The sequence below is a fragment of the Paenibacillus sp. LjRoot153 genome (assembly GCF_964253085.1).
Taxonomy (GTDB): domain Bacteria; phylum Bacillota; class Bacilli; order Paenibacillales; family NBRC-103111; genus Paenibacillus_E.
Genome location: NZ_CAXUQH020000001.1, coordinates 3,973,609 through 3,988,561, shown reverse-complemented (window position 1 = coordinate 3,988,561; position 14,953 = coordinate 3,973,609). Strand labels below are relative to the sequence as shown.

At 42.0% G+C, this 14,953-nt stretch carries 15 protein-coding genes and 2 pseudogenes; 4 read left to right on the top strand and 13 right to left on the bottom strand.

Translation table 11 applies throughout. From position 1 onward, the window contains the following. Positions 1-253 precede the first annotated feature (253 nt). Positions 254-511, top strand: coding sequence for a hypothetical protein (locus ACSQ8P_RS16990; protein ID WP_436236228.1), 258 nt, complete (start codon positions 254-256; stop codon positions 509-511). A gap of 497 nt (positions 512-1,008) precedes the next feature. On the opposite strand, the gene ACSQ8P_RS16985 is transcribed toward ACSQ8P_RS16990, so the two are convergent. The 6 genes from ACSQ8P_RS16985 to ACSQ8P_RS16960 all read right to left on the bottom strand — a co-directional run bounded on the left by ACSQ8P_RS16985 (position 1,009) and on the right by ACSQ8P_RS16960 (position 8,025). Then, positions 1,009-1,167, bottom strand: a complete 159-nt coding sequence (locus ACSQ8P_RS16985; RefSeq protein WP_436236227.1) for a hypothetical protein — start codon at positions 1,165-1,167, stop codon at positions 1,009-1,011. A gap of 395 nt (positions 1,168-1,562) precedes the next feature. Then, complete coding sequence (locus ACSQ8P_RS16980) at positions 1,563-2,450, bottom strand: carbohydrate ABC transporter permease (protein WP_436236226.1); 888 nt, start codon at positions 2,448-2,450, stop codon at positions 1,563-1,565. A gap of 14 nt (positions 2,451-2,464) precedes the next feature. Then, positions 2,465-3,355, bottom strand: coding sequence for an ABC transporter permease (locus tag ACSQ8P_RS16975; RefSeq protein ID WP_436236225.1), 891 nt, complete (start codon positions 3,353-3,355; stop codon positions 2,465-2,467). A gap of 85 nt (positions 3,356-3,440) precedes the next feature. Continuing rightward, entirely contained in the window at positions 3,441-5,192 is a 1,752-nt protein-coding gene (locus ACSQ8P_RS16970; protein ID WP_436236224.1) for an extracellular solute-binding protein, read from the bottom strand. Between the two features lie 128 nt (positions 5,193-5,320). After that, the gene (locus tag ACSQ8P_RS16965; protein WP_436236223.1) at positions 5,321-6,394 is read right to left on the bottom strand and encodes a response regulator transcription factor; all 1,074 of its coding nucleotides are present in this window, start codon (positions 6,392-6,394) and stop codon (positions 5,321-5,323) included. A gap of 14 nt (positions 6,395-6,408) precedes the next feature. Continuing rightward, positions 6,409-8,025: a sensor histidine kinase gene (locus ACSQ8P_RS16960; RefSeq protein ID WP_436236222.1), complete on the bottom strand. Its 1,617-nt coding sequence runs from the start codon at positions 8,023-8,025 to the stop codon at positions 6,409-6,411. A gap of 4 nt (positions 8,026-8,029) precedes the next feature. On the opposite strand from ACSQ8P_RS16960, the gene ACSQ8P_RS16955 reads away from it, so the two are divergent. Then, complete coding sequence (locus tag ACSQ8P_RS16955; protein ID WP_436236221.1) at positions 8,030-8,197, top strand: hypothetical protein; 168 nt, start codon at positions 8,030-8,032, stop codon at positions 8,195-8,197. Between the two features lie 204 nt (positions 8,198-8,401). After that, a complete protein-coding gene (locus tag ACSQ8P_RS16950; protein ID WP_436236220.1) occupies positions 8,402-8,743 on the top strand; it encodes a hypothetical protein in 342 nt (113 codons plus the stop codon). A 670-nt stretch (positions 8,744-9,413) separates the two neighbouring features. On the opposite strand, the gene ACSQ8P_RS16945 is transcribed toward ACSQ8P_RS16950, so the two are convergent. The 5 genes and pseudogenes from ACSQ8P_RS16945 to ACSQ8P_RS16925 form a co-directional block, all read right to left on the bottom strand. Beyond that, entirely contained in the window at positions 9,414-9,644 is a 231-nt protein-coding gene (locus ACSQ8P_RS16945; RefSeq protein WP_436236219.1) for a hypothetical protein, read from the bottom strand. Between the two features lie 306 nt (positions 9,645-9,950). Next, positions 9,951-10,307, bottom strand: a pseudogene (locus ACSQ8P_RS16940) (hypothetical protein); the annotation flags it as partial. 549 nt (positions 10,308-10,856) lie between these two features. Continuing rightward, a complete protein-coding gene (locus ACSQ8P_RS16935; RefSeq protein WP_436236218.1) occupies positions 10,857-11,303 on the bottom strand; it encodes a DUF1801 domain-containing protein in 447 nt (148 codons plus the stop codon). A gap of 80 nt (positions 11,304-11,383) precedes the next feature. Beyond that, the gene (locus ACSQ8P_RS16930; protein WP_436236217.1) at positions 11,384-11,572 is read right to left on the bottom strand and encodes a hypothetical protein; all 189 of its coding nucleotides are present in this window, start codon (positions 11,570-11,572) and stop codon (positions 11,384-11,386) included. Positions 11,573-11,627: 55 nt separating this feature from the next. Beyond that, positions 11,628-12,545 (bottom strand): AraC family transcriptional regulator N-terminal domain-containing protein, encoded by a 918-nt coding sequence (locus ACSQ8P_RS16925; RefSeq protein ID WP_436236216.1) that lies wholly within the window; start codon positions 12,543-12,545, stop codon positions 11,628-11,630. Between the two features lie 219 nt (positions 12,546-12,764). Between ACSQ8P_RS16925 and ACSQ8P_RS16920 the strand changes: the two genes are divergently transcribed. Further along, positions 12,765-14,147, top strand: a complete 1,383-nt coding sequence (locus ACSQ8P_RS16920) for an MFS transporter (RefSeq protein WP_436236215.1) — start codon at positions 12,765-12,767, stop codon at positions 14,145-14,147. A gap of 194 nt (positions 14,148-14,341) precedes the next feature. Here the strand turns inward: ACSQ8P_RS16920 and ACSQ8P_RS16915 are convergent. Both ACSQ8P_RS16915 and ACSQ8P_RS16910 read right to left on the bottom strand, forming a co-directional pair. Next, positions 14,342-14,419, bottom strand: a pseudogene (locus ACSQ8P_RS16915) (hypothetical protein); the annotation flags it as partial. A 245-nt stretch (positions 14,420-14,664) separates the two neighbouring features. Further along, positions 14,665-14,892, bottom strand: a complete 228-nt coding sequence (locus tag ACSQ8P_RS16910; RefSeq protein WP_436236214.1) for a hypothetical protein — start codon at positions 14,890-14,892, stop codon at positions 14,665-14,667. Positions 14,893-14,953 lie beyond the last annotated feature (61 nt).

The following is a 14,953-nucleotide window of genomic DNA, read 5'->3' as shown; positions in this document are numbered from 1 at the left end:
TAAAAAGGCGATTAAATTAAATAGCCTAAAATAATGATATGGAGCTAAATCAAGGGTGAAATTTCATTTTAAGAAGACAATCATAATTACATTGGTTGTATATCCAATATTCCTTTTTATATTTTACTTAATGGCGGGCTTTGTTATTGAGGCATTTGTTTTGTTTTCAGTTATATTTTTATTTTTTGTGATTTTCCTATTCGGATATTACTGGGTAATTGAAGGAGAGAAGATTAGTAAATACATATTTTTTATGAAGCATATCGAAATTGAAATATCTGAAATAAAACTAATTGAAGCATATAAAGTGGAGGAAATAGGGACTATTCACTTTTATTTAGGTAAGGGACCACATGAAGGTGAATATCAATTCATTTTAAAGGATGGAATAATAATTAAGAGTTACGCACATTGCTATAATTCGAATGGCATAACTATAGGACGTTATTTGAATAACGAGAAGCGAATAACGCTAATAGAAAAAACTAGATATAAAATCAATAATTCATAGGGACTTGGTTTTCTTCGAGGAAAGGGCTCCTTCTGATAACACCGTATATAGCGAGGTCTAGTGCGCTCGGTCTGCCCGGAGATTTCTCGGAGAAGCGAATCGGTAGGCAAACCTGCACCACCTAAACCACATCGCATCACTAAGCAAGCTAACGGGGAGACGCGTTTGTTTCTGAAACGATGATTCGACACATCGATAATTCGACACATCATCCGACAAGAATAAAATTATACACCCCACTCTAACATATTATAGTACATATGTATAAAATACGGATTTTGTGAAGTAGTATTGGTCTGATATTAAGTCATAATACAAAACATATCTCAAGTTTTCCTTTCATAACACTCATTGTGTCATTGTGTGTAAATCTTTTATTTACAACCCCCACGTAAACAACCACTCAATTCAAAATGCAATACTATCCCTCATTTCAAATTAGTGATAATTAATTAATTTTTCCATAAATAGGAAATAAGTAGACCAATTTCCTTGTACTACGCGTAAAACTGTTTTACATTTCCGATTAATCCCAAATCTTTGCAATAACCGCTTTTCATGTCTGTTGAAAGTAAACCACCGACAAACGTCCCTTTTTCCGTAGGAACTTTTATCGAATCCCCGCAGGCTGCATCAGCTCGGTTGTATTTTCCCATTCCCCATATAATGGTCCGTCGATTTCGTTCCTCTTATAGAAGATATATTTATATGTGTGTATCTGAAGCGGTTAGCGTCAGGGCAACTTTGTCCAATTGAGAACTTGGTAAATCCATTAAAGTTTGAACAAGAGTAATTATTTTACCGTCAGGGGTCTTTACTTCAGGAATTGTTTCTGTGACCGATTTTGTTTTGACAGGATTTTGTACAGGTGCCTGAACTGAACATAATATGAACTGTTGAAGCTATCTGCCAGTTAACGAAACAGGCCGCCGAGTTAATCACCGGCAGCCTGCTATGAAACTATCGTTCCCCATAGTAGTTCAATGGTTTATCTATCCGTTGAGGGGGTTGTCATCAATTCAAGCTCTCACAAAGGGGATTTTCAATCCTGTTATTCCTTCACTGCTCCCAGCATTATTCCGGATACGAAATATTTTTGCAAAAATGGATACACGATAAGCATCGGCACCATGGCAATAAAGACCTTGGCGGCATTGAGCGTCCTGTTGGATAACTCAGACAGCTTTTTATATTGTTCAGGCGTAAGGTTTGTGCCGACCGGGATGTTAACAACCAACTGCTGGATATAGGTTTGTAGCGGATATTTATCAGAAGTGTTCATCAGCACCAGGCCATTAAAGAACTCGTTCCAGTGATACACACTGATAAACAGCGCCACTGCCGCTAGTACAGGGATAGAACAAGGAATATAGATCCGAAACAATGTTGACCAAGGTCCGGCACCGTCTACAATTGCTGCTTCACTGAGGTCCTTAGGAAGATTCCGAAAAAAATTCATTATCAAAATAACATTAAAGATCGGGACACCTCCGCCAAGCACCAGCGCCCAGATGGAGTTGATCAAACCATAATGTTGGATCGTGAGATACCATGGAATCAGACCGCCATTAAAGACCATGCAAAAAACAAGGATCCACATAAACGTATTGCGCGCTGTAAAATCTTTCTTAGGTCTTGCCAGAGGATAGGCCATTAAAACACTAATCAGCATAGAGAATGCTGTACCTAGCACGGTTCGTTGGATTGAAATCCAGAATGAATTCAAGAAAAGACTATCATTTATGATCTCTTTGTATGAGGCTAATGAAAAACCAATCGGGTAGAGAGTAACCAGGCCTGCGTTTGCAGCTGATTTATCAGAGATGGACACACAGAAGGTATACCATAGTGGATATATGCAGCTAATCAGCAACAAGCCAAGGAGAATCACATTGACAATTTCGAAAGTACGTGAGCCTAACGTCGTATTTCTTACCATTGCAACCTCCCCCTTTAGAATACCGTATAATCGGCATATCTGTACGCCAGACGGTATGATATAACAATGAGCACGAAGCTGATGACAGACTTGAACAATCCTGCCGTTGTGGCTAGTGAGAATTGCAGATTCTGCAAGCCCAGCCGATAAACCCAAGTGTCTAAAATATCGCCCGTTGAGTATACAAGCGGATTATAGAGATTGTATACCTGATCGAAACCAGCATTGAGCACGTTGCCGAGGCTTAGAACTCCCAGCAGCACGACCGTTGTCGTTAAAGCCGGAAGTGTTATATTCCTTATCATTTGCGAACGATTGGCTCCATCGATTGCCGCCGCTTCATACAGATTCATGTTGACACCTGTCAGTGCTGCGAGATAAATAATGGCATTGTAACCGAACTCTTTCCACACATCGGTGCCGATAACCAACTGACGAAATATACTTGCATCCGCCATAAAAAGCTTGGGATCTCCCCCAAACATTTGAATGACCGTGTTCACTACGCCGTAATAGCCGAAAATGCCGATAACAATCGTCGCCATAATGACCCATGATAAAAAGTGCGGTAAATAGACGACCGTCTGAACAAACTTTTTGTAGCGCAAGTTGGTAAGCTCATTCAGTAATATTGCAAATATTAATGGGATTAACAAATTGAACACAATTTTGCCCACGGCGATAATTACTGTGTTCATGATAACCGATTTGCTATCATTCAGTTGAAACATATATTTAAAATTTTCCAACCCTACCCACTCGGAACCGAAAATACCCATTCCGGGATTATAATTTTGAAATGCCATCACGATGCCGAACATCGGCACAATACTAAACATAATAAGCCAAATCATGCCTGGAAGCAGCATGAAATAATAATGTTTTTGGAAGCCCATTTTCCTCATAACGGTTGTCCCCCATCTCAACAGCCATATTGAAAATTTGCAAAAGACGTTGAGTCCACCAACGCCTTTTGCAAGTGTATACATATTATTTTTTTAGGAGATCCGCTACTTCCGCTGCGATCTGATCCCCGCCCTGAGCTTTCCAATCTTTAACAAACTTATCAAAAGAATCGATTTGGGCTTGGCCAAGGATGATTTTTAGTACAGTTTCATCCTCCATTTTTTTCAAGTTTGCCCATTTGGTCTCCATCGTCGGTGTTTGGTTATAGGTTACGCTGAACACTTTTTTATTGATCGGGATTGTTGAGAATGAACGGTCGCCAATCATGAGCGAATATAGACGCTGGAAATCACCGAAATTTGTTTTGTCGAAGTTGCTGACATTTAAGTTGTCGTATGGCGGTTTAATAACGTTTTGTACTTTCTTCGCATCCGCATACATCAACTTATACAAGCTATTAGGTACATTGTAATCTTCCGGCTTCTTCTGCCCGTTAAGTACTTTGAGAAGCTCGGTATACTCATACTCAGTTTCATTAGCAGCCGCCATCACGTTGCGAAGCGGATACCAGGCCACATTGACGGATAAATTGAAAGTAGCCTCATCGCGAACAAGCGCGTTATTCATAATGAGAATAGCTTTGACAACATCCGGTTTCGCGTTTTTACTGATGAGTGTATACGTACTGCCTGTAGTCTTCATATGAGTGTTCCATTTTCCATCATCCGTATATACAGGATAGGCTTGCCAATTGGCATTCGGGTCGTTTTTGAAGGAATCGCCATTTCCGTATCCGCCATTCCACCACGGACCAAAGAAAATACCTGCCTTGTTCGCATTGATCGGATCCCCTACGTTGTCACGGGTACCAACCTCAGGATCAATGAGTCCCTTCTTATACCAATCAGCCAGTAAAGAAAGTGTCTTCTTCGTATTGTCCGTAGTCGTTCCATAGGTGACCGAGCCATTACCATTATCTAGCCAATAACCCGGATATGCATCTAAAGCGCCGAATAACGGATCGAATCCACCCATGTTATTGGAAGAAACGAGGAAAGTTGCGTAAGGGAACGTATTCTTTGATGGACCTGCAATGCCGATTGTTTTGTCCCCGCCCAACTTGTTATCGATAAACGCTTTAGCTGTTTTCTCGATGTCTCCTACCGTCTTAGGCACCGGCATATTCAGTTTATCGAGCCAATCTTTGCGAATCCACATGATATGAACGCCATCGGTATCCACTGTGATATTAGGGAGAGATGTCATTTTGCCTTTGAAGCTTGCGTTTTCCAACGCACGTCCTTGTGTGCTGGCCATTATTTCTTTTACTTGAGAAGAGGCATACTTGTTGAACGAATCGGTGATATCGTACAGCAATCCCGAACTAGCGGCTTTCGTCATAAAGGACCGGTCGTCAACGACCATACCGTCCGGAAGCTTGCCGGATGCAATAGATAGGCTAACCTTCTGCTTATAGTCATTGCCAGTTGCTGCCGTCCAATCAACAATTATGTTGATATTGTACTTCTCCTTCAGATAGCGGGTATATTGGTTATTGCCTACACTGTCACCTTGCGGCAACGTTTTGTCTGTCGGATCCACAACCATGCCGATATGAACATCGACCGGAGACGGAAATTTGGAAAAGGCTACATCATCACCCGTTGTTTGTGCTGTACTTGTAGTTGAAGGCGCTTTCACATCTGGTGTTGAGGAAGCTTTTACATCAGATGTTGATGGCGTCTTCGTTTCCTTTGTTTCATTTGGAGAAGTACAAGCAGCCATGCTTGAAACAAGAAATGTCGTCAGGAGTACGCTTACAAGTTTTCTTTTCAACCTAATCCCTCCCTTGTATCTTTTCATCCCTATTATACATTGAAGGTTTAGATTAGAAGTCTGAAGGATGTATCGTGTTTAAAATGAACTCATGCATGCAGGGTAGGTATTTGTTCGATTTTCAGTGATCAATTCTCCCTATGGCATTGTGCTCGAAATTCGGATGGAAGCATCCGCGTCTGCTCTTGAAAAATCTGCGAAAAGTACTTGGAGTCGCCATACCCGACAGCATTGGCAATCCATGTCACTGGCCGATTTGTTTCGCATAAGAGCCGCTCAGCGGCGCGGATCCGCTCTTGCCTGAGATAATCGTTGAATGTCGACCCTGTTAACTTTTTAAAGCATTGGCAAAAATAGCTCCGGCTCATATTCACATGTTCGGCAACATCTTCTGCATGCAGCGTTTCAGCTGTATGCTGGTGAATGAATAGAACCGCTTTTAGCATGCAAATCATCGTTTTCGTTAAATCTGTTGACTTTGTTACCTGCGAATAGATTAAAATCCGGTAGCGGCGAATCCATTCCACCGCCGTCCGGATGTCATCGATTTCAGTCCAGAACCCCGTATCGAGCTGTGCGGCAATCTCAACTTGCGAGATCACACGCATGAATAACCCCTCTAGACGGCGAACTGAACGATTCGACTCTATCGTTTGGGTGCATAAATGCTGGAAAATAGCATCATTATACAGCCAGTAAAGCGAGCGCCAATCTTGTTCTAGCTTGCGCCATTGCTCATCATCTCGGAAACCGTTCTCATCGCCAGAAATACCATTTTGAACAGGCACCGTGGACTCGGTTTTTGGAATGTGCTGAGGAAATTCGTCAACCAGTTTATGCCGGATTCGTTTGAGAATTTGCTCGTCATCCTCCAACTCTAGACGCACTTTGGAAATATAATCGAGAACTCCCAATCGGTAAGCTGTTTGCACATTTTCAAAATCTTCATGAAACGTAAGCATCACGGAGCGCAAACTCGGGTGCTTTATTCGTGCCGCCTGTATTAGTTCTATTCCTGACATCACAGGCATGGAGATGTCAACAAACATGAGATCCACGGTATGCTGCTCTAGAAATTCCAATGCTTTTGCGCCATTAGCAGCTTCTCCAGCTACCTTCATGCCATGCTCGGACCATGGCATGATTGAAATCAGTCCTTTTCGCGCGAGTTTATCGTCATCGACAATTAAAACACTGATCATATCTGTTTCTCCTTTCAATAGGGGAGATACATGATAACCGTTGTACCTTGATTCTGAATGCTGTCAATATGCAGACTGGCTCTATCACCGTAAAACGCTTCCAACATAGACCGCACATATCGCAGACCGATCCCCCGGCCTCCCTGCTGTTGATCAGGTGATTCACGCTGCAGCAGCGCAAGCGTCTCCTCGCTAAGTCCTTTGCCATCATCGCGAATCATGATTTTGATGATACCAGCTATTTCGTCAGGCGAAATGCGCACCTCCAGCTTGCCATGTTCATCAAGGCCATGACAGACAGCATTCTCTACAACAGGTTGAAGGATAAACCGAGCAACAGGACTATCGAGATAGCTACCCTCTGGAATATCCAAATTCACTTGAAAATCGTATCGCTTTTGCTGCAGATCAAGGTAGGCGCGCATAACCTTTGTTTCTGTTCGGAGCGTTGCCGTTTCCTGATTTTTCCCTAAGTTGTAGCTAAGCAAAAAAATCAACGTGGATACGAACTTATCGATTTCAGGTTGACGATGCATGACTGCCAGCCAACGTACCGAATTAAGCGTATTCATTAAAAAATGAGGATTTATTTGATAAGCGAGTTTCTCTATTTCCAACTGGTGCCGCCGTTTCTCCTTGTGTTCAACATCAATAATCAATTGCTGAATTTGTTGCTTCATTTTATTAAATTGATCAAATAGCTTATCAAATTCGGAAATGCCTGTACGATATTGCATCGCATCCATGTGCCCTCTTCCGAGTGCTACCATTTCCGATTCGAACACGCGCAATGGTCTGTTGATCAGTCGCAGCAGCAGCAAAGCGATGGATAAAAGAATGATAAGAGCGATTCCCAGTATTAACAACATATGATTTTTCCAAGTGTAAAATTCGTGGTTATAGCTCTCTACGGGCAGCATAAGTGCGATATGATAACCGTAATCGCTCACTAACTGATCCCATATGTAACCTTCGCTTATACCCGAATTCCCGCCCAGAATCAAGTTATGGCCGACTGAAAAAACACTAGGATTGCTGCTGTACTTAACCTGCTCTTCTTGATCGCTCAAAATCAGCACATACGGCAAATTTAAACTGGATGAAAGTTTACTAATGTCCGTCGCGATATCGGACTTGGCTTCGACATAAATTACTTGCTTCGTTCCGTCGGAAAAAGTGATTTCTCGCGTCACCGAAACGACCTGATCATCGCTGAACCTGCAAAGCGACAAATGTGGCGATTGATATTTGATGCTCTCGTTTCCAGCCACATTAGGCAAGGATTGCATTGTAAAATCTTCACGCAATGGCAGATTTGAATAAAGGGGGTGCTTGTCCTCGGGGTTATAGTACATCACCAGCTCCATAGCCGGGTTAGAAAATGAAATCAGTCCGATATTATTTGATACACTTAGCGAAAGTTGAAGTCTATTATATAGATCGTCTGTGGAGAAATATGTATCCATGAGGTTGCCGACATTGCCTTGAGGTGTCATTTGCTGTGTTACCTGGAGCAGATTATAATAAACTTGCGTGAGCTTCATAGATTGCTGGTACAAATCGAAGGCCATGTTCGTTTTAATTTTGTTTTGCTGCATCGTGTTAATCGCATTGTACGAGACAGCTGCCATTAAAATGGAACACCCCAAGAAGCTCAATATCAGAGTTACGACAATTCGTTTCCTAAGCGATGAAGTACCGAAAGGGTTACGCAATAATCTAACAAGAGCTGTCATTATACGAATCGCTTTCACGGTCAAAGGATTAATCAATCTATTGCTGCGCACGTTCACCACCCCATAGTTGAAATACCTTTAGTAAATTAAATCTGCAAATACTTCCTTATACTTCATCCTTATACTTCATCGTTATGAATATTCGATACAGATTGTATATCTCCTTCTGATCCAGTGTGAAACATGTACACAAGCTGAAACAGTGAAACATAGAAGAACCTTGCCATTCTCGTTGTGGATGCGGCAACAGAAGAACGTTTGTACCATTCGAATGGAGCGTAGTCTCCCAATTTTGAATGCTTATTTAGCATGGCTACGTCAGCAGCGATACCGCACGTTGCCGAAGAACTGCCGCAACTTCCTGATCCGGGAGCAGTTTGCTACTGCAGCTGGTACAAGCACATCAAATACGCTAACAACTTGGATACAGTTTGGCGATTATTCGAAAATTTTTAAAGCGTGCTATCCCGAAGACAGCAATGCAAGCAAAAGTAGAAGACATTTTAAAATGACTCTAATGCAGTTTGTTTTGAAGTTCGATCGCTCAGCCAAGATGTGTTATTACATTCTTGTACCGAAAGCAACGGGAAAAAGTAAAAGCCCTGAGGGGTAAAGAATCCCCAAGGGCTTTTTTTGCTTTTGTATTTACTTACCCTTTTTTCTACTTTTACCATGATTCGGTTTATTATCATCTTGATCTTTAGCGTGATTTTCTCGTTGTTTATCGTGTGTTGTCATTGACATTAGCCCACCCATCTGAGTAATTGAAAACATAAATATTGTACTCATCTAAGGGGTTTTTTACGCATCCACTTTGTACCAATTATAGCAACAATATGCTTCCATCTGCTTCCTTCATCCAAAATTGAAAGGATTAAACGCATCCCGTCCTAATAAAGTTCTGCAAAAGTGTAAGGATCATTAAAAGCCAAATTGTTTTTACTCTGTATTGGAGAAGCATAGGAGGAATAAACATTTTCATCATCACCCATAATAATCGTACACATTAGTGATATCTATGACTAATGGAACTTGAAGAAAGTAAGGAGTCTTGCAAAATGAAGAAATTTATAATCCCCAGTTCAATTGTTTGTTTGAGCATTGCAACTGCAATATCATTTCCAGTTTTCTATTCACTTAAAGGAAGATGATTCCCTAAGGTGAATATAGTCGGGCTGACTTGGATTAGGCTAATTTTATTTAGGATCCAAGTTTTTCCGATTTAAATGGTTAAACCTTTTCCATCATGATAGAGGTTTCTTAATATGTCCTTGAGGAACTCCCTAAATCAATCTCTTCATCCCCCGCAACCACTCATAAAAACCATCATCGAAGAAGAGATCAGGGATGTAAGTCTGAGTGTAATTGCAATTAGGGCAAAGAAGAACCAACCCTTGTTCAAGAACCTTTGGGTATAATTTCTCATGTTTACTATTGAGTCCGCAAATAAGAGGGTGCACTCCATCTGCCTGCTGGTAATCTTTAATACGTTGTTTGACATCCTCTTGGTTCATTGTTATCCCCTTTATTTGTTCAGTTCAGAATTATTCCAAGATATCTTACGTTTCAACTCTACCAATCTTGAAAATTTTCAAAATGGTATCTTAGCGTCATTACGCTAATTATTATACAAGATATACTCATCTTCAACACCAAAAATATCTAAGCGCCCATTATATTCTACCAGTAACTTCCACGTTTATGTATTTTTAAAATGCTCAGATAAAGATTATGTAAATATGGATTAGTTAAATAAAAAAGGAACAGCTGCCGCAGCAGAACTGTTCCTTTTAAGTTGAACTAAATCATGGATGGTTGATTTATTTTTTCCATGGAGTTTCAGTTTTATGCTCGATGATTTGTACTACTTTTGGTTCAATATCTTTTAACATTTGCTCCATTGAGCGATTGTTTTTTGGAACGTCGCCTTTATTTTCACCTTGTATTTGTACATCAATCTGTCTTTTTGCAATGACATCAATCAATTGTTGTTTAGAAACATTTTTAGACACTGCAATTTCAACAACAGATTTTCCTGTTGCTAATTCTTGTTTTAATTCTTGTGCGTTAATTGATAATAACGAAAATAATTTATCATCGTTTAAAAAATAGTCCGCTGTATAATCAGGCTTACCATTTGTAGAAAATAAACCATCTACTTTAATGGTTGAAGGCGTAGTTTCACCTTTTAATACTGATTGAATTTCTTTAGAAGTCGGAACTATCTCTGATGTATTTACTACCGCATTCTTTTCTTTTTCTTTAGTAGTTGGAGCAACTTCTGTTGCTTTTACTACCTCATTTTTTTCTTTTTGAGTGGCGTATGCACTACCAGCTCCTACTAATAATACTGTTGAAATACCAAGTGCAGTGAAAAATTTTGTTTTGTATTTTACCATTTTGAAAACCTCTTTCATTGTTTTATTGGATATTACATATACAACTATAATGAGTACATATCAAGATAAAGTGAAGATAATATAAAGTTGAAATATAGTTTTTATTACTTTAATAAAACGCCTGTTAACACAAAAAGGCTGCACGCGGCAGCCTTTTAAAATTGATTATTAAACTAACGTTTCCCATATAATTCAATGACAAGGGGTGAATAGCTTTAAAATCAATCATGTTAATTGCGTTCCATTCTGGATGTAGTAAGTGATATTGTGTTCCCCATTACAGTTGCTCCCGAACTATGTTTGTATCAAAACCTCTCTTTGCGAATCTTACTTCGAACACGTTACTTCTATCCACTTTGCTACAACTGTTGCAAGTTTCTCTTTCTTAGAATCCACATCATTCATATTAGTTAATTTTATTATAGCTCTATCAGTTGTAACCCAATCTAATAAGCCTGTGGTGTCTTCAAACAGATTCCCATTCTCAGCATGATCTTTTACCTTTGCTCCGCAATGAAGGATAAGCCGAAAAAAACCTTTTCCTTGCAAATTAAAGGTCACTCTATCTTCATTATTAAAACAAAAACTCGGCGCATTCCATTTTATATGTTCAGTAATAGATTCATTAGAGCTTAAAATGATTTTCCGAACTTCCTCAATTTCCTTCTTGAGAGGATGTTCAAGATTGTTTAAAAATTCAACTACTTGTTGAGGAATAGACAACTTTATTGGTTTCTTACCAGTTGTTTCTGCTGATTTCTTATTTATTGTCATCCTTCTCACTCCTACCATTTATTGGGATATTATTAAAAAATTACTTTTCATTAGTCCTCTACTATCCAATTATTTGCTCATTATGTAAAAAAGGCGTAACCATCTTTTTTACCTAATTCAATGAAATGCTTCCCCTCCTCCACAAAGAGAGATGAGTAAGACACTTCTTCGTTAGCCGCATACACGTAATGAAATCGGAAAGCTTGCTTGAAGCGATCATCGTATTTCTTATTCTCACTTCCTGCCAGGACCATCAGGTTAAGATTCAAACCAGTCTTTTTGGACAGACGAAACCTTCAATTCCACCTGCGGAATTGAAGGTTTTTAACTGGTCTCGAACGCTTCCGGTACTGGTTTTCTATGAAATGCTTTGATATCTTGAAGCGGAGGGAGCCCGAAGAGCCTGCGGTATTCCCGGCTGAATTGAGCCGGGCTCTCGTATCCGACTTCCAGAGCGGCAGCCGTCACGTTCACGGAGCCGTTCAGCATGAGGCGTCTGGCTTCCTGAAGGCGGAGCTGCTTCTGATATTGCAGAGGAGCCATCGTCGTGACTGCTTTGAATTTGTGATGAAGTCCTGAGACACTCATTTTGGACGATTTCGCCACCTCTTCGATTGAGAAGGTTCTGTTGTAATTCTCCTTTATCCATTCAATGGCTCTACTAATCCCCTCATTCTGCTGGTCCATGAAGGCCCGTTGGACAAACAAATGCCCATAATCTCCCGTAAGTAAGCGGAAAATCATCTCGCGCTTAATCAGCGAGGACAGAAAAAGGATTTCTGCCTCTGGCTTGCCCCGCAGTTCCAACAGCCGGATGAATAAGAGCTGCAAGTGCTCATCAGATTTGCCTACGTAGGCTCCAGGACCCAACTTTCCGTCGAGCGGCTTCACGATGATACCGGTATCCGTCATGACAGAAGCAATTTCTTCCGCCGTTATATCGATTCGCAAGCCGATATACGGTGATTGCCGCGTAGCGCCGACGACTTGACCAGAGGCCGGTATATCAATTAACGAAACCAAATAGTCACCCGCGCTATAATAGACTGTGTCCTGACCAAGATGAAGCTTCTTAGCCCCTTGTAGAATTAGGCAAAAAGATGGTGTGAGTACACCGGGGATAATTGCCGTCGGCCGGTTACGCCGGATCAGTGAAAAGAAAGGTACGGACGTCTCCGTACGACCCTCAGTAAGATTTAGAGCATCAATAATATTCAATAATTGTTCCAATTCTGTCTGCATAAGAACGTCCCTCCATTCCTTTTTCCCACTCCTATTATACCTCCTTCCTGTAATAGCGCCAACCTGTTTAACGAACTACAAAAATTTCACTTTGCAGTATTGTGCAATTTTTTAGCAGAAACGAGCTACTTCTCGATCGGGATTGGCGTCATAATAACGCTATAACATGAATGGGAGGTATTCTTCTTGAATGAACATTCGAAAAAAATTATTTTGGCGATGATCGTCGCCTGTCAACTGATGATGGTACTCGACGCTTCTGTCTTGGTTACTGCGTTACCCGAAATCGGTCGCACACTCCATCTGTCGACGGCCGCTTTGACTTGGGTGCAGAACGCTTATATTTTAGCCTTCGGAGGATTCCTGCTGTTAGGAGCTCGAGCGGGAGACATCCTTGGAAGGAGGAAAACATTCAGCGCAGGGATCGCCTTATTTTCGCTGGCTTCTATACTGGCTGGCTTGGCGCCGTCCGCTTCGATTCTGCTCGCGGCTCGCGCTATGCAAGGATTGGCTGCAGCGTTGGCGACGCCGTCTGCTCTCGCCTTATTGTCAGTCAGCTTCTCGGCAGCAAGGGAACGGTCGAAAGCGATCGCCGTCTACAGCGCTGTATCGGGAGCTGGTGGCAGCGTCGGTCTAATCGTTGGCGGATTATTGACGGATCTGATCTCTTGGCGCGCCGGGATGTTCCTCAACGTGCCGATCGGTATCGTTCTGCTTCTTATGGTACCTCGTTATATGCAGGAGACGGAGTCGAAAGCGGGCAGATTAGATATCATGGGAGCCTTGACATCGGTGATCGGCATGACAGCACTAGCATTCGGCTTTGTTCAAGCCGCGTCTGGCGGATGGGAAACGCCGGAGGTATGGGGCTCGCTTGCTCTCGGAGGTGGCTCACTAGCGGCTTTCCTCCGGATCGAAGCACGTGCGAAAGAGCCGATTACACCTCTTCGCCTATTCGCAAGCCGCACGCGATCCGGAGCCTATTTAGGTAGGTTGTTGCTCTTGTGTGGGAATTATCCGATCTTTTTCTTCGTTCCGCAATTTCTACAGAACGTCCTGCATTTCAATTCTTTGAAGGCCGGACTCGCGATCATGCCGTTCACGGTCGTTCAGTTTGGGATGATGTATGCAATGCCTTCGCTAGTAGCCCGTTTCGGAAACGCTAAAGTACTGATCGCCGGATTAATAATTGCGATTACCGGAACAAGCTGGCTGAGCAACCTTTCAGCTGATTCTAGCTACCTCTCTCATGTGTTTTTCCCTTTAATCGTCATGGGGGGAGGTGCCGGGATGATCTTCCAACCCTTTACGACGCTGGGGTTGTCCGGCGTGGAGGCCAAGGATGCAGGAGCAGCGTCGGGGCTCGTCAACGTCGCTCATCAGACCGGCGCGTCGCTCGGACTCGCGGTTCTGATCGCCGTCTTCGAGGCGGTAAACCGGCAGGCAGTTCCTTCGGTTACGTCATTTACCCATGCGATCTCCGTCTCGCTCGTGGGTTCGGCCGTTTTCCTGACGGCTTCTCTCCTGGTGGTCTTGATCTTGCTGCTGCCAGCAGACAGAGCGCAGCGCGCCGTCGCGGCTGAAATGCGGAACGCTTCCTGAAGCTTTATTATTCTTTTATTCTTCCATCTGCCAAATGATAGATGAGTTAATGTAGTTTCGCCAATCCAAGCTGGATTCATGGATATTTGAAAGTGGATGTCGATCTTTCTATTCATTGCGACGGGCATAATGCTGTTTCCTTGGAGTTTGGAAAAGCCGTAATGCTGCTTGAACAGCTTAACGAAATAGCTTTTGTTGTCGTAGCCGAGCAGCTCCGCAACCCGCTCGACGGTGTTTTCGGAATGGTCGATCAGCGACTCCGCCTTCTCCATCTTCATTCAAGTTACGAAATTGATGAAGTTCTGTTTTCCCCAGTCTCTTGCAGCACGGTCTAGCAGGTTAGGAGTTGGATCATTCGCCTGGTCAACGGTGCAGAGCGATTCGCCGCGGGTCGTGGAGGTTGAGATTTATTCTAGCCATCAAGCACAATTGAAGAATGCTGTCCGTTAGATAAGCAAAGGGCTGCCTCGCGGCAGCCCTTTTGATATTGAACTATTGTTCTTCGTTAGTTAAAAGATCACTTACCTTTTAATTCCCTAAATGCCTCTAGTATTAGTTTCATACCAATGGTAATAACAACTACGAGTCCAATCGTCTTAACAATAGTTTGAATAATATTCTCTAATGAACCACCACCAGTAAGTTCATAAGAAAATCGCCCTAAAATGAAAAGAACTGGCGTAGGCAAAAGCATAAATACCAATCCAACAACGAAACCAATCAACAAATTAATTTTACGTTCCATTGATTTCCCCTCCGGTTAGGACGTTTGGTGAATTTGTTTTATAACCACAAGTAAATTATAC

What these genes read in the sequence shown, in the direction of transcription:
- ACSQ8P_RS16980 (WP_436236226.1), bottom strand. Translation starts at nt 2,450, where the DNA reads ATGGTAAGAAATACGACGTTAGGCTCACGTACTTTCGAAATTGTCAAT.
- ACSQ8P_RS16985 (WP_436236227.1), bottom strand. Translation starts at nt 1,167, where the DNA reads ATGGGAAAATACAACCGAGCTGATGCAGCCTGCGGGGATTCGATAAAA.
- ACSQ8P_RS16920 (WP_436236215.1), top strand. Translation starts at nt 12,765, where the DNA reads ATGATCGTCGCCTGTCAACTGATGATGGTACTCGACGCTTCTGTCTTG.
- ACSQ8P_RS16945 (WP_436236219.1), bottom strand. Translation starts at nt 9,644, where the DNA reads ATGAACCAAGAGGATGTCAAACAACGTATTAAAGATTACCAGCAGGCA.
- ACSQ8P_RS16950 (WP_436236220.1), top strand. Translation starts at nt 8,402, where the DNA reads ATGGAGCGTAGTCTCCCAATTTTGAATGCTTATTTAGCATGGCTACGT.
- ACSQ8P_RS16965 (WP_436236223.1), bottom strand. Translation starts at nt 6,394, where the DNA reads ATGATCAGTGTTTTAATTGTCGATGACGATAAACTCGCGCGAAAAGGA.
- ACSQ8P_RS16925 (WP_436236216.1), bottom strand. Translation starts at nt 12,545, where the DNA reads ATGCAGACAGAATTGGAACAATTATTGAATATTATTGATGCTCTAAAT.
- ACSQ8P_RS16960 (WP_436236222.1), bottom strand. Translation starts at nt 8,025, where the DNA reads ATGGCAGCTGTCTCGTACAATGCGATTAACACGATGCAGCAAAACAAA.
- ACSQ8P_RS16935 (WP_436236218.1), bottom strand. Translation starts at nt 11,303, where the DNA reads ATGACAATAAATAAGAAATCAGCAGAAACAACTGGTAAGAAACCAATA.
- ACSQ8P_RS16990 (WP_436236228.1), top strand. Translation starts at nt 254, where the DNA reads ATGAAGCATATCGAAATTGAAATATCTGAAATAAAACTAATTGAAGCA.
- ACSQ8P_RS16910 (WP_436236214.1), bottom strand. Translation starts at nt 14,892, where the DNA reads ATGGAACGTAAAATTAATTTGTTGATTGGTTTCGTTGTTGGATTGGTA.
- ACSQ8P_RS16955 (WP_436236221.1), top strand. Translation starts at nt 8,030, where the DNA reads ATGGAACACCCCAAGAAGCTCAATATCAGAGTTACGACAATTCGTTTC.
- ACSQ8P_RS16975 (WP_436236225.1), bottom strand. Translation starts at nt 3,355, where the DNA reads ATGAGGAAAATGGGCTTCCAAAAACATTATTATTTCATGCTGCTTCCA.